The sequence below is a fragment of the Bradyrhizobium sp. Mp19 genome (genome assembly GCF_029952935.1).
Lineage (GTDB): Bacteria > Pseudomonadota > Alphaproteobacteria > Rhizobiales > Xanthobacteraceae > Bradyrhizobium > Bradyrhizobium elkanii.
In genome coordinates this window covers 340,362-352,789 of the sequence record NZ_JASAUT010000003.1, presented here as the reverse complement: position 1 = coordinate 352,789, position 12,428 = coordinate 340,362, and the positions used below count along the sequence as shown (strand labels likewise).

Annotated in this window: 13 protein-coding genes and 4 pseudogenes; 8 read left to right on the top strand and 9 right to left on the bottom strand. The window is 59.5% G+C overall.

Translation table 11 applies throughout. From position 1 onward, the window contains the following. Window positions 1-131: 131 nt before the first annotated feature. Window positions 132-317, top strand: a pseudogene (locus QJT82_RS06605) (ATP-binding protein); the annotation flags it as partial. Window positions 318-1,463: 1,146 nt separating this feature from the next. Here QJT82_RS06605 and QJT82_RS06600 read toward each other — a convergent pair. Further along, window positions 1,464-1,655 carry a CsbD family protein gene (locus QJT82_RS06600; RefSeq protein WP_016844172.1) on the bottom strand — a complete coding sequence of 64 codons (192 nt, stop codon included), beginning with the start codon at window positions 1,653-1,655 and terminating at the stop codon, window positions 1,464-1,466. 333 nt (window positions 1,656-1,988) lie between these two features. On the opposite strand from QJT82_RS06600, the gene QJT82_RS06595 reads away from it, so the two are divergent. Beyond that, window positions 1,989-2,165, top strand: coding sequence for a hypothetical protein (locus tag QJT82_RS06595; protein ID WP_168388417.1), 177 nt, complete (start codon window positions 1,989-1,991; stop codon window positions 2,163-2,165). Window positions 2,166-2,630: 465 nt separating this feature from the next. Then, window positions 2,631-3,027, top strand: a pseudogene (locus tag QJT82_RS06590) (transposase); the annotation flags it as partial. Between the two features lie 473 nt (window positions 3,028-3,500). Here QJT82_RS06590 and QJT82_RS06585 read toward each other — a convergent pair. Both QJT82_RS06585 and QJT82_RS06580 read right to left on the bottom strand, forming a co-directional pair. Next, a pseudogene (locus QJT82_RS06585) lies at window positions 3,501-3,832 on the bottom strand (transposase); the annotation flags it as partial. A gap of 58 nt (window positions 3,833-3,890) precedes the next feature. Continuing rightward, window positions 3,891-4,025: a DUF1003 domain-containing protein gene (locus QJT82_RS06580; RefSeq protein WP_245288601.1), complete on the bottom strand. Its 135-nt coding sequence runs from the start codon at window positions 4,023-4,025 to the stop codon at window positions 3,891-3,893. Window positions 4,026-4,430: 405 nt separating this feature from the next. On the opposite strand from QJT82_RS06580, the gene QJT82_RS06575 reads away from it, so the two are divergent. Then, window positions 4,431-4,784 (top strand): hypothetical protein, encoded by a 354-nt coding sequence (locus QJT82_RS06575; RefSeq protein WP_232208625.1) that lies wholly within the window; start codon window positions 4,431-4,433, stop codon window positions 4,782-4,784. Between the two features lie 100 nt (window positions 4,785-4,884). Here the strand turns inward: QJT82_RS06575 and QJT82_RS45600 are convergent, their stop codons facing one another. The 3 genes from QJT82_RS45600 to QJT82_RS06565 form a co-directional block, all read right to left on the bottom strand. Next, window positions 4,885-5,115, bottom strand: a complete 231-nt coding sequence (locus tag QJT82_RS45600; protein ID WP_338139886.1) for a trehalose-6-phosphate synthase — start codon at window positions 5,113-5,115, stop codon at window positions 4,885-4,887. Beyond that, window positions 5,033-6,250, bottom strand: coding sequence for a trehalose-6-phosphate synthase (locus tag QJT82_RS06570; RefSeq protein ID WP_338132164.1), 1,218 nt, complete (start codon window positions 6,248-6,250; stop codon window positions 5,033-5,035). Before QJT82_RS06570 ends, QJT82_RS45600 begins: the two co-directional genes overlap by 83 nt. 261 nt (window positions 6,251-6,511) lie before the next feature. Then, window positions 6,512-6,760, bottom strand: a complete 249-nt coding sequence (locus QJT82_RS06565) for a hypothetical protein (protein WP_018273528.1) — start codon at window positions 6,758-6,760, stop codon at window positions 6,512-6,514. Window positions 6,761-6,969: 209 nt separating this feature from the next. Here QJT82_RS06565 and QJT82_RS06560 point away from each other — a divergent pair, with 209 nt between their 5' ends. Further along, window positions 6,970-7,245 (top strand): hypothetical protein, encoded by a 276-nt coding sequence (locus QJT82_RS06560; RefSeq protein ID WP_018648614.1) that lies wholly within the window; start codon window positions 6,970-6,972, stop codon window positions 7,243-7,245. A gap of 28 nt (window positions 7,246-7,273) precedes the next feature. Here QJT82_RS06560 and QJT82_RS06555 read toward each other — a convergent pair. Then, window positions 7,274-7,666: pseudogene (locus QJT82_RS06555) on the bottom strand (IS701 family transposase); the annotation flags it as partial. A gap of 132 nt (window positions 7,667-7,798) precedes the next feature. On the opposite strand from QJT82_RS06555, the gene QJT82_RS06550 reads away from it, so the two are divergent. From QJT82_RS06550 to groL, 3 genes are all read left to right on the top strand, one after another. Further along, a complete protein-coding gene (locus tag QJT82_RS06550) occupies window positions 7,799-8,068 on the top strand; it encodes a hypothetical protein (RefSeq protein ID WP_028338371.1) in 270 nt (89 codons plus the stop codon). A gap of 344 nt (window positions 8,069-8,412) precedes the next feature. Continuing rightward, window positions 8,413-8,730, top strand: a complete 318-nt coding sequence (locus tag QJT82_RS06545) for a co-chaperone GroES (RefSeq protein WP_018648612.1) — start codon at window positions 8,413-8,415, stop codon at window positions 8,728-8,730. Between the two features lie 142 nt (window positions 8,731-8,872). Next, window positions 8,873-10,513, top strand: a complete 1,641-nt coding sequence (gene groL, locus QJT82_RS06540) for a chaperonin GroEL (RefSeq protein ID WP_028338372.1) — start codon at window positions 8,873-8,875, stop codon at window positions 10,511-10,513. A 606-nt stretch (window positions 10,514-11,119) separates the two neighbouring features. On the opposite strand, the gene QJT82_RS06535 is transcribed toward groL, so the two are convergent. Further along, complete coding sequence (locus QJT82_RS06535; RefSeq protein ID WP_018646276.1) at window positions 11,120-11,284, bottom strand: DUF3309 family protein; 165 nt, start codon at window positions 11,282-11,284, stop codon at window positions 11,120-11,122. Between the two features lie 236 nt (window positions 11,285-11,520). Next, entirely contained in the window at window positions 11,521-11,874 is a 354-nt protein-coding gene (locus QJT82_RS06530) for a hypothetical protein (protein WP_245288602.1), read from the bottom strand. Between the last annotated feature and the right edge of the window lie 554 nt (window positions 11,875-12,428).

Sequence of the window (12,428 nt, the reverse complement as noted above, 5' to 3'; positions counted from 1 at the left end):
CTCCTCAACTCAGGCCAGGAGCAAAATAAATGAGGCAACTGATCGCGCCCGGGAGCATCGATATGTGAGGCAATACGCACTGTCACCCTGATTGCCGCGCGGCAACCGTGTTCGCCGGTCCCGTGGTCGCCACCGCGATCCTCGACCGGCTCTTGCATCACAGCCACGTGCTGACGATCCGCGGCGATAGTTACCGGCTCCGCGCCAAGCGAAAGAGCGGCCTCATCCAGCCGCCGCCCGCCGGTGACGGCCCTCCGGTCGGCTCCGCCTCCCTCCGGCCCGTCACCGGCGGAAACAACCTTCAACCGAGATCATAACCCAGATGGTGGGGGCAGTTCTTCATGACGCAAAGGGGGCAGTTCCGGATGGCGTTTGATACCTAGGACGCGCGGCGCGAGTAGGGGATAGCAACAAAGTATGGCTTTGGCTGTTCACATGCATGGAAGCGCATCTTCTGCAGGTCACTACTGACGATGGCGAGTGCCGGTTTTGGTTAGCAGCCGGTACGGAAGAAGAGGCCGTTCAGCTCGTCTTGGATGCCATCCCGGAGGGATGGACCGCCAAACTAATCGATCGCGGGGGCACCGCCCCGGAGCAAGCTGCAGCGCTCGGCCTGACTGTTGGACTCGCGCCAGGAGAAGCCCGCGAGGTAAGCAGAGGAGTCGGGCTTAGCTGATACGCAGGCGTTTCTCCGCCGCCTCGATCTGCGAGCGGGGAAACCGGCCAGATGAATTTTGAAGCTTTAGCCCACAAGGAGCGTCAGATGAACGAACGACGTGAGCTATATCGTAGTACCAACGGCGACGCTTGATTTCTGGGACGCGAGCCGGCCAATGGCCATGCTTTCATCATTCATCAGCCAAATGCGCCTTCTGGCGGCCGACTGACACACATTGAACTCGGCGATTTCTTGCGAAGGGAGCCGAAAGGACCCGAGCACCAGGCTCTTCTGCGCCTGATAGGTACGCTAGTGAACGTGCCACCGTACGCTTAGGGCGTACCAGCAGCGTTAGAGCGGCCTAGCGCTCATTCCGCATATACGGGCTGTTCTCCGAGACCATAAGCAGAGACGGATCGGATATCGGCACACCTTGCAGGTCAATCGAGGCGTTTGAAAGGATCTGCGTGCAGATACTCGCCATCAAAGCAATTGACGACCAAGCGCCGATCACCATCCAACGCTCTCTCCGCATACGAATCTTCCTGAGCAGAGCTCGTAGCGGCCAACGCAAGCATTGACTAGCTGTTCCTACAGGATGCAAACGCTCCCTCACGCTTGGTGGCTGATAACCTCAGTAAGGAAGAGCAGCGAACGGCCGGCGCACACGAAAATTGAGGTTCGGGGCGAGGACGGGCCTTTCCAAGCCTCGCGCCATTTCGGAATCAAAAGATCCAAGAAGCCGTCTCCCCACCAGAAAAGAGAGGGCCGCCCGGAGGCGGCTAGTTTTTGTCTTCTCTTCTGCTTATTTCTTGAGGGCGTCAGGGGCGTCCCGCGCTGCATCCTTCACATCTCCCGCCGCATTGTGGGCAGATCCCTTGGCCTTGTCGATCTTGCCTTCGGCTTCCATGTCCTTGTCGCCAGTGAGCTTACCGGCACCTTCTTTGATGGCGCCTTTTGCCTTGTCGGCAGCGCCCTTCACATGTTCGCGGTCCATGATCGTGTCCTTTGCTGTTGGGAGAGCACACAACGAAAGCGTTGCGCAGTGGTTCCTCCTGCGGAGGCCCGCTTAAGGCCGCCGGCGTCGGACGCCTCGGCATATTGAAGGCAAGCCACCACTAAATTCTCGTCGCCTGGCGGGCCGTTCTAACCGACTCGTACTCTTATGGGGCGCGCCGGCCGGTCGCCGAGTCCGCGCAAGCGGATGGTCAAAATTGCTCAGACCTGGTCTGCCACAAGTGTTAACAACACCCATCACCGTCCGGCGCATGGCTTCTATCGGTGCTGAGAACCCCAGTTGCGCTCCCGCCTAACCGAACAGGGAGCACCCATGTTCAAGCAATCATCGATATTTCAATACCGCTTAGAGGACGAGGCAATTGACTTGCGCAAGCAGGCTGAGGGTATGGCTCATGGCGGTCGACGCAACGAACTTTTACTGATCGCAAGCCGGATCGAGACCTCGGTTAAATGGCTGGATTCACCCGGTCTGCGCGCTCCGACATAGACTACTAGCGCAGAGAGGCGGCACCAGCCGGTAGCCTCTCGTTCACGCGCGTGGCCTTTGTTTCTCGTTTTCTGGAAGGTTCCTATGGGCCGGGCGGCTGGCCTATCTCCGTGGCCTAATTTGATTCTGGGAGTGGCCTGTTTTGAATTTGGCCAGATCTGAGGAACTGGAATGCAGTTGCCAAACCATTTGTGGTGCCTTGATCAATTTTGCTCAGTTTTGATCTGCCATGCCTGCAAGGATGCCATGGCCGGAACATAAATCCGAGGGCAATGATGATCAGCGTTGCACTGTGCCAGGAAGCTGCGGACCACTATTCTACACTGTCCCGTCAGGCTAGCCCTTCCGAGGATCGCGCCGCCGTCCTCAAGAACATCGCCCGAACTTTGCGGGGTTTAGCCGGTCAGCTCGATAGGCTGGCGTCTCTTGAGAGAACCTTGGGCAAGTAAGGCCGCCTCAGTTGAAAGGATTCCGTCGGCGAGAACCATCGCGCGCCTGATGACCATCGGCCGAGACTTGCTCACGAAAGCGGAGGCCGTCACGGTCTCGGCGATCGAAGCTGGTGTACCAACCCTGGTCGAGGCACGCGAGATCATCGCCGAATTCCACCTGATGATCCGACGCAAGACCGAGGCGGGCCTCATCCCATGGATCGAGCGCGCCCGCGCCAGCGCCAGTCTCGTCGCCTCGTTCTCCAGCGGCGTCGCGAAGGATGAGGCGGCGGTACGGGCGGCAATCACTTCACCATGGTCCAACGGCCAGACTGAAGGTCAGATCACGCGCCTCAAGCTCGTCCGACGTCAAAATGTACGGCCGCGGCAAAATCGATCTGCTTCAAGCCAGACTAATTCGTTCAGAATAGTCGGCGCTGCACCAAACTTGCGTCAGAGCCAATATTGCAGGCCGAATGACAAGCAGGAGGAGCCGGCGCGCGAGGCAGCCGATCGTGGATTCCAGGATCAGCTCATCACCCGTGTGGGCGAGATGACTGGTGTCGCGCTCCCCAAGGATTAGGGATCACGAGCTGGGCGTCACCTCCATCCAAACACAGTCCCCCGGATTCCTACGGAGCGATCGCCATCTATCGTTTACGCACTGCTGGTACGATATCTCCCGCATGGGCGGCGACATCGATCCTCAAAATCAGGCTGAGGCGGCGATGAAGGAGGCCGTCAACGCCGATGGTTTCCAACGGCAGCGTTGGATTCAGGTCGCGCAGGCCTGGCTCGAGCTCGCTCGGCCGGCAGAGGGTAGGTACCGTTATGGACGAGAGAAGGGCACGAACGTTTATAATGGCAGCGGCCTTGACCTTGCTCCCAAATCCCGTTTTGAGTTCACCGGCCAGATCGCCCGGTGCTTCGCGATGAAGACGAACTTCATGTCGCTTCCTTCGCGAAGAAAGCTGCGGCCTTTTTTAGGATATCCCGCTCGGCCTTCAGCTTAGCGACCTCACGGCGCAACCGCTCGATCTCGTGCTGCTCGGGCTTCATCTGCCCATGACCGGGAAAGGCCTGTACCGGATCGGCGCCAAGCTCCTTCACCCACTTGCGCAGAACATTCTCATGAACATCCAGGTCCCGGCCGGCTTGCGCCACCGATACCCCGCGCTCCCGCACCAGCTTAACCGCCTCGACCTTGAACTCGCGACTGAACTTCCGTCTCTTCATCGCCCACCTCCGGCTTCATGAAACACCTGATCTCGGTGTCCATCAAACCGGCAGCAGCTCAAATCTCAGATTGGCGGTTTTGGCTCATCATGATGATGGGCGCTGCGTAAGCCGCCTGGAAGGAAAGAACCAAGTTCAGCAAAATGAAGGGAAAAGGGTCCCAATGTCTGATGAATGCTATCATGTTCAGCATGATCCAAATGCCAAGAAGGACGCTTTGGATGATGATGAAGCACCAAGAACCAACTGTTCAGCGACCCGGTCAGCAAGCATCGCGCCCGGCGTCAGTGCGAGCTTGGGTAAGTTGCGGGCTGGCTTTTGAGTCCGGAGTTCTCGCAGCCGCTCCTGGTCTTCTGGACTGAGGTGGACTTATGGGTTTGCTCATTGGTCATTTGTTGCATCCACAGTTGAGAAGGGTCTACGGGCCACGGGAGGAAGCTAGTACTACCATCGACGGCTGTTGCCTGATCTCTGTTGCCGAAAATCCGTGAATCTGAATCAGGCGGGCAGTAGCTACAAAGGCGACGAGGCGTCCTGCGCTGGCCGCGACGCCGGGTTCGCAAGGCCGCGTCGGCCAGCAGAGGAAGGAGTGATCCGGATGACTATACCAGCGAAAGCCGAGGCGCCGCCGCCGACCGTCTTCGTTTTGGAGATCGACGGTCAGCCCATTCTGGCGTTCAGAGCTGCGACGATTCGTCAGGCCAGAGAACTCGGCAAGGAGGACTGGCTGCAAGATGATTTGAAGCGAATGATGGTCGGACACAGGCCGCTTTGGAATGGGAAGTCGCCGATCAGGGTGCGTCGCGCCAAGCCAGAAGAAGAAGTGTACTACGTTGACGCGAAAACGGAGAATGCTGCAGGCGATTCGCCTTTGGTCTTTCTGGTTCGGCGGGACGATCAAGCGGATGCAGGTAGTCCCGTCACCCGTGGATCATTTCCGCCCCGGAGATGATTTCGAAGTAACACCTTATCGGCGGACTGGGCGGCCTCGTTGACGAACGAGATTATCGCGACCTGCTGCACCGATGCCACGTCCCGAACGACATCCACAGTTAGCTGCTGAGTGCCCCGAGGAAACTCTCGCGCCACGCCGCAATGCTATTGCGGCGTAGTACCACCATCATGGCCCGCCAACGATCGCATCGCTCCCCAAGTGGCATCCCCAGCGCTGTCTGCAATGCTTCGGCGACGGCGTCGGGGTCATACGGGTTGGCGATCACGGCAGTGTCGAGTTCGTAGGCCGCGCCGGCAAAAGGGCGAGAGAACGAGCACGCCAGGGTCATCGGGGTTCTGTGCAGCGACATACTCCTTGGCAACCAGGTTCATTCCGTCGCGCAACGGAGTGACAAGAGCGACGCGGCTGAGCCGAAAGAAGCCAGCGAGCGAACGCTGCGAGAAGCTCCTGTTCAAATACTGGATCGGCGCCCAATCGAGTTCCGCGTAGCGACCGGCCACGTCGCCCGCCAGCGCACCAAGCCTCTGTCGCAACGCACGGTATTCAGGAACGTCGCTGCGCGTTGCGGTGGCGATCTGCAGCAAGCGGACGTGGTTGCGGTATGCGGGATAGCCCTCGAGAAAGGCGGCGAACGCTTTGAACCGGTGCTCGAGACCCTTACTGTAATCCAGCCGGTCCACCCCAATGATGAGCTTGCGCCCCCGGAGACTCTCCTGCAGCCGGCGGGCCGTTCGGGATTTCACAGCGCGACTAGCCATTTCGGCGATCGCTTCAGTATCGATACCAATCGGGAAGGCGCCGGCGCGCAGAACCCGATCGAAAGCGTGAACGTGGCCATCGGACGAAATCGTGCCTCCTGCACGGCGAAGGATGGCGTCATGGAAGGCGGTCAAATCCTCCACCGTCTGGAAGCCGACGAGATCGTAAGCGCACAGTGATTTCAGCAGGTCGCCGTAGTGAGGAAGGGTCGCCAGCACCCCCAAAGACGGAAACGGCGTATGCAAGAAAAACCCGATCCGCTGTGTGGCGCGGGCGCGGCGAAGTTCCTCGGCCATCGGGATCAGATGGTAGTCATGCACCCAGACGAGGTCACTCGGGCTGAGCAGGGGCGCGAGGGCGTCGGCGAGCACGGCGTTCACCCGTCGATAGGCGGCCAAGTCCCGGCGGGTAAAGTTCATGAGGTCAAGGCGATAGTGGAATAAGGGCCACAGTGCCGCGTTGGAGAAGCCGCTGTAGTAGCCGTCATGGTCCGCGCGGGTAAGATCGACGGTAGCGTACGTCACTCCCTCGGTCTCAAAAACGTTCGGCTCTTTTGTTGTTTCTCCAAGCTTGCCACTCCACCCGAACCATAAGCCTCCAGCCTGATGCAGAGCGTCGACGAGGCCGGTCACGAGCCCGCCGCTGCGCTGCGCAGCTTCTGCCGGCAAGGCGACACGGTTGGAGACGATGACCAAGCGGCTCAAGCGGGTTCCCTCCGCACTGTCAGGGTTGCGTCGAGCCGAGCCGCCAAAAGATCTCGGCGAACACGGCAACGCAATGATCGGCGGTGACATCCGCCGGAGCCCACATTCGCTCGGTCCTCGCGCGAAAATCCACAATTCCTTCTACCGGAACTGACGGTCCCGTCATCAGGCAATCTGGGCGGGCGTTACCTGTAAAACATATAGATCTTCCCGCAGTAAATATAGGATACTCTGCCGACGATCTGGATTGTTGGGCGCTGTCTAAAGCTGATCTTCGCCAGGATTTCGACGGCAGACGCCCCGGGTGTGCCTCTCGATCTCAGCCAGTGCGGCGTCGAGCGAGGCGTGCGGCCCTTGCTGTATGCCGGCCATAGTTTCCGATGCGTGGCCCTCCGGATGGATCATGAACTGACGTGGAGCGCTTGCCGTGATGCGCCCCATCGAGCGGCCGAGCAGGTCCGTCAGCTGCCAAACCGTGCCTCCCTCTGCCGGTGTAACGATCACATCCATGGTGAGCCTTGAGTCTGTACGCCGCGCGAACAAACCGCTGCAATAACCGATGGGCGAACTACCGAGTTCCGCGGCCGCGGCATTCTCGGTACTGGAAGGATTGGCGCTTCGGATCGCCCCGCGATCGAGCGAATGGCGCTTAATGCCGATATATGCGACTATATAGAATGGTCAAAAAGAAAGGTCGAAGGCCAAGGTCGGGAGAAGAAATGGCAACCGCTCTCGACCGTTGGGACGAGGAAGGCGGAGCGCAGGAGTTGGCGTGGCCTTTACCCTATGAAGCCAGCGATTTGCGCGATGTGGAGCGCAGAGTCCTGGAATGTCTGGGTGCCGCCCTTGTCAGCGAATGGAATGATCTGCCTACTGACGTCCAGCGCAGGCTCTTCGAGCACGCGGCCTCGGGCAAATCGCACGACGCCACCGTGTTGAAGACGCGGATCGCCCGTTTCCTGCATGATCATAAAGGTGCTTCGGGTGGGCGTTAACACGACTTTGGCAGATTTGTTCACGCCTTGCTCTTCGCTGACCTGTGTTCTGCAGTACCCGTATCGCGGATCTGATGGCTGAAGAATGAGAGCGACGATGGCGGGACGCGCGGCTGGCAGGTTGGGCTGAGGTGGTGGCCGTCGTTTCATTTTTGCGCCCCGTCTTGGCAATGCGGAAGTGCTGCAAGAAGGCGTAAGCAACCATCGTCATAAGAGCGTGACGATGAAGACCGTGCCAGAACCGTCCCATCGCGCCATGACGGTTGTAGCCGACCGCTGCAAGTCTATCTCGGCTGGTAGATTTGCGAGATAGCATTTCTTCTCTCCGAGTCGCGATGCTTGCCGATCGCCAACTCGCATTTTTTCACTTGGCATCAGCAAGCATTTCGTCCGCCGGCATCTATAACAAATCCGCGATGTGTATTGCCTTGTGTTTGGTGACTTCGCAGCCATCTCATGATAAAGAGTTAGCTAATCTCGGCACAAAGAGCACTGTAAACGGATTGCTTCACTATCGCGCCGATGCAAAGCCGTTTCTGAAGGATAGCCGATCATGACCATGCGCTCCCGACGCGAAACGGTCACCTTCAAGCATCCCTTCCGGATCAAGGGCGTCGACCGCCTCTTGCCTCCGGGTGCCTACGAGGTCATCACCGATGAGGAGATGATCGAAGGATTGTCGTTCGAGGCGTTTCGCCGGGTTGCCACTATGATCACGGTGCCGGCGGCGCCGCCGCGCACTTCAACGGTGGAGAGGATTTCCATCGACCCGGTCGATTTGGCTGACGCTCAGCGCATTGATGCCGACGCGCCTCGTGAGTGACGCACCACTCGATCTCGACAAGCACCGCTGAATGGCTGCACAAGAAGCGACCGACGTCCGGCGCATTCTGGCGCACGTCGAGAACAACGCAATGCCCCTGCGCGATGGGAAGCTTTCTTAAATCTGATGATGCGGCGTCCAACGACTTTCGCACCACACAGCTGGCCTTCACCGGATCCTTAGCCGCCGCGGTCTTGGCAGCTATTTCGTGTTGCTCTGAGCAGAATATCGTTTCGGGACGGTCTTGTACGTCCCCTTGCGGCGGCTTATGTGCTGATTAGCACTCGCTGGCCACGACTGCCATTTCGTCCAAAGCAACAACAACAAGAAAACAGGAGGACAGCATGAAATTCCGTCCGCTTCACGACCGCGTTGTGGTCAAGCGCATTGAGGCCGAAGACAAAACCGCTGGTGGCATCATCATTCCGGACACTGCCAAGGAAAAACCTTCGCAGGGCGAGATCACGGCGGTTGGCCCAGGCGGCCGAGATGAATCCGGCAAACTGATTCCCATCGATCTCAAGGTTGGCGACCGCGTCCTGTTCGGCAAGTGGTCAGGCACCGAGGTCAAGCTCGATGGTCAGGAACTACTGATCATGAAGGAAAGCGACATTATGGGCGTTCTCACTGAGCTGCCCGCCGCCAAGAAGAAGGTCGCATAGACGCCAGCCAATTTTCCTTATCCTGAGCCGTCCCTGCAGCCCGCGTCTCGAAGGACGAGGCCTGCAAATTCAAGTCCCGCCACTTAAGGGCTCGTCCAGTCGCACGGTCCTTGGATCTGACCAGTTGAAAACGGAGATCATTATGTCGGCCAAAGAAGTTAAGTTCGGCGTCGACGCCCGCGACAGGATGTTGCGCGGTGTTGAAATTCTCAACAATGCGGTTAAGGTCACGCTGGGGCCCAAGGGCCGGAACGTCGTGCTCGACAAGTCGTTCGGCGCTCCCCGCATCACCAAGGACGGCGTCACCGTCGCCAAGGAGATCGAGCTTGAGGACAAGTTCGAGAACATGGGCGCGCAGATGGTGCGAGAAGTTGCCTCCAAATCGGCAGATGCAGCTGGCGATGGCACCACCACCGCGACCGTGCTCGCGGCTGCGATCGTCCGTGAAGGCGCGAAGGCGGTTGCCGCCGGTATGAACCCGATGGACCTGAAGCGCGGTATCGACCTCGCGGTGGAAGCCGTGGTCGCCGATCTCGTGAAGAACTCCAAGAAGGTCACCTCGAACGAGGAGATCGCCCAGGTCGGCACCATCTCGGCCAACGGCGACGCGGAGATCGGCAAGTTCCTCTCCGACGCCATGAAGAAGGTCGGCAACGAGGGCGTCATCACGGTTGAAGAAGCCAAGTCGCTCGAGACCGAACTCGAGGTCGTCGAAGGGATGCAATTCGACCGCGGCTACATCTCGCCGTACTTCGTCACCAACGCCGACAAAATGCGCGCCGAAATGGAAGACGCCTACGTCCTCATCCACGAAAAGAAGCTATCTCAGTTGAATGAACTGCTTCCGCTGCTGGAAGCCGTCGTCCAGAGTGGCAAGCCGCTTGTGATTATCGCGGAAGACGTCGAGGGCGAAGCGCTCGCGACCCTGGTCGTGAACCGCCTCCGCGGCGGTCTGAAGGTCGCGGCCGTGAAGGCTCCGGGCTTCGGCGATCGCCGCAAGGCCATGCTGCAGGACATCGCGATCCTGACCGGCGGCCAGGCGATCTCGGAAGATCTGGGCATCAAGCTCGAGAACGTCACGCTCAACATGCTCGGTCGCGCCAAGAAGGTGATGATCGACAAGGAGAACACCACCATCGTCAGCGGCGCCGGTAAGAAGGCCGACATAGAGGCGCGGGTGGCGCAGATCAAGGCGCAGATCGAGGAGACCTCCTCGGACTATGACCGTGAAAAGCTGCAGGAGCGTCTTGCCAAACTCGCGGGCGGCGTCGCGGTGATCCGCGTCGGCGGCGCGACCGAGGTCGAGGTGAAGGAGCGCAAGGATCGCGTTGATGACGCGATGCATGCGACCCGCGCGGCCGTCGAGGAAGGCATCCTGCCGGGCGGCGGCGTCGCCCTGCTGCGTGCTTCCGAGCATCTCAAGGGGCTGCGCACCAAGAACGATGACCAGAAGACCGGCGTCGAGATCGTGCGCAAGGCGCTGTCTGCGCCGGCCCGCCAGATCGCGATCAACGCTGGCGAGGACGGCTCCGTTATCGTCGGCAAGATCCTGGAGAAGGATCAGTATGGCTACGGCTTTGACTCCCAGTCCGGCGAGTACGGCAACCTGGTCACCAAGGGCATCATCGACCCGACCAAGGTCGTTCGTGTGGCGATTCAGAATGCGGCTTCTGTTGCGGCGCTCCTGATCACTACCGAAGCCATGGTGGCCGAATTGCCAAAGAAGAACGCCGGCGGTGGCGGCATGCCTCAAGGTGGCGGCATGGGTGGTATGGATTTTTAAGTCCTACTCGTTCAGAGCTCAACAATAACGAAGGCCCGGCAGAGATGCTTGGGCCTTTTTTGCAGGAATCAGTAAAAAGCGGCCGCCGAGAAGCGTGATGAATTCTCGCCGTTTCACGGATTTCCGTGAGGACGCCTTGTGCAATATCTCAAAATCAGCACTTTGCATTGCAGCCGGGTGGCGGGTGAGAATTGTTACCAAACCAGTCAGGACTCACCCCACCGTTACTGGATTTTGGGAAGTGCATAGCTCCGCCCTGGTTGGTCGCCCCCGTGATTAGACCGAAGACCGCGATCATCTGGGACGCGGGGATCATGAGTAGCAGGCCGGCTACGATCGAGACATCCGGTGCAATAGCGACCACAGCGAGCAGCGGCATAATAGGGCCGAAGGAGCGCTTGTGTAGGCGACCCATCAGCCAGCCCAGGGTAAAGCGATCTTGCCGGTGCCTCGTCGTGCAGCCGCTGCAGCAGGACCGAGGCAGGCACAAACACCCCTTCATCGGCGGGCATTGTCGGCTTCAGCTGGTCGAGCTCGTTGGGACCCGGTACGCGGGGAAAGGATATTTTGGGAGGCGCCCGGTCGACACAGCCGACCCTGCGAGGGTCAGAGCCGACCCAGAAGTAGCAATACGACGAGGATGACCAGGATGGTACCGATGACCCCCATCCCACCGTGGCCATAGCCGTAGCCGTAGCCGCCGAAGCGGCCGCTGAAGCCACCAAGCAGGAAGATGATGAGGAGGATGATGAGGATAAGTCCGATCGACATTGTCCGACTCCTTTGGTGGGACCTTGTGGATATTGGGTCTCAAGTTTTGTCTGTCTTGCGAGTCGTCGACCTCCTGCAAGAGTCCGCAGGCGACCCCGGATAGGAGGGGCCGATGCAGTTGACCGGATCACAAGGGCGCAGCCGCGCCATCGCGATCCAGTGCGCGCTCGAGCGCGTGTTGAGTGGGAATGGTCTGTGACAGAGGTTGCCACGCCCAAACAGCGTCGCTCGTGCCCTCAATACGGGGCGTAGTATTGGCGGCGATAGGGATACGGGCCGCCGTAGTAATCTGGCGCATAGTAGCCCGGCGCGTAGCCTGGCCCGTAGGCTCCGTAGGCCCCGTAGGCGGCGGCTCCAGCCGCGGCACCCAGGATGCCAAGACCAATTGCGGCCCCCGGAGCGCCGTAGTAGCCGCGACCGCGGTAGTGGCGTCGGTAGTAGACTTCTGTCACTGCGGACGACGAAGCCGCTTCTGTCGGAAGAGTCGTGCTCGGCGAGATCGGAGCTGCCCCCGAAGGCAGCACCGAGGCGAGCGTCGCCGCACCGAAGAGTGCGACCGCAATCGCGTATTTCATTGTCTGCTGGTTCATGGTCGTATCCTCTCGAATTTGGAGCATCTCTAGCGGCAAGTCGATTGCGTGCCGCTGGCCGATAAAGAACCTCGACCCAGGGCGCTCGAGGCGCTGGTGGGGGCGGATCCGAGGATTCGTGGTTCTAGCGAACTCGCAGAGCCGCCTTTGTACTCGCGCCGCGACTTAACCGATTACTTGGCGCAAGTTTTGTCCGCCTTCAAAGCCGCTTCTGCCGAGGCCTTTGTCGTGTGAGCGGCGCCGACAACCTTCATGCTGCCGCCGGCAGCAGGCTGGCTCTCGACGATCTGACACTTCATGGTCGCAGTATCCTGAGCCAGGTAGAACGAGGAGGGCGATTGGCCAACGGTTTTGCCAGTCTCCGCCGCGAACGACGGAGAAGCGAATGCGAGAACAGAGACTGTCGCTAATAGAATTCTTTTCATAGTATCCACCAATTCTTATGCGTCCGGAATCGGACAAAGAATGAACAGGGCAAAGCCGACAAGAGTTCCAGCTATCGCCGATTTGTTTGTTTCGTGTGGATTGACGTGGGTCAGCGACAGCCCTGAAAG

Coding starts and splice junctions, on each gene's coding strand:
- QJT82_RS45600 (WP_338139886.1), bottom strand. CDS start 5,115: ATGACCCTGGCGTGCTCGTTCTCTCGCCCTTTTGCCGGCGCGGCCTAC.
- QJT82_RS06545 (WP_018648612.1), top strand. CDS start 8,413: ATGAAATTCCGTCCGCTTCACGACCGCGTTGTGGTCAAGCGCATTGAG.
- QJT82_RS06530 (WP_245288602.1), bottom strand. CDS start 11,874: ATGAACCAGCAGACAATGAAATACGCGATTGCGGTCGCACTCTTCGGT.
- QJT82_RS06580 (WP_245288601.1), bottom strand. CDS start 4,025: ATGCTGAACATGATAGCATTCATCAGACATTGGGACCCTTTTCCCTTC.
- QJT82_RS06600 (WP_016844172.1), bottom strand. CDS start 1,655: ATGGACCGCGAACATGTGAAGGGCGCTGCCGACAAGGCAAAAGGCGCC.
- QJT82_RS06595 (WP_168388417.1), top strand. CDS start 1,989: ATGTTCAAGCAATCATCGATATTTCAATACCGCTTAGAGGACGAGGCA.
- groL (WP_028338372.1), top strand. CDS start 8,873: ATGTCGGCCAAAGAAGTTAAGTTCGGCGTCGACGCCCGCGACAGGATG.
- QJT82_RS06535 (WP_018646276.1), bottom strand. CDS start 11,284: ATGTCGATCGGACTTATCCTCATCATCCTCCTCATCATCTTCCTGCTT.
- QJT82_RS06565 (WP_018273528.1), bottom strand. CDS start 6,760: ATGGATGTGATCGTTACACCGGCAGAGGGAGGCACGGTTTGGCAGCTG.
- QJT82_RS06575 (WP_232208625.1), top strand. CDS start 4,431: ATGACTATACCAGCGAAAGCCGAGGCGCCGCCGCCGACCGTCTTCGTT.
- QJT82_RS06560 (WP_018648614.1), top strand. CDS start 6,970: ATGGCAACCGCTCTCGACCGTTGGGACGAGGAAGGCGGAGCGCAGGAG.
- QJT82_RS06550 (WP_028338371.1), top strand. CDS start 7,799: ATGACCATGCGCTCCCGACGCGAAACGGTCACCTTCAAGCATCCCTTC.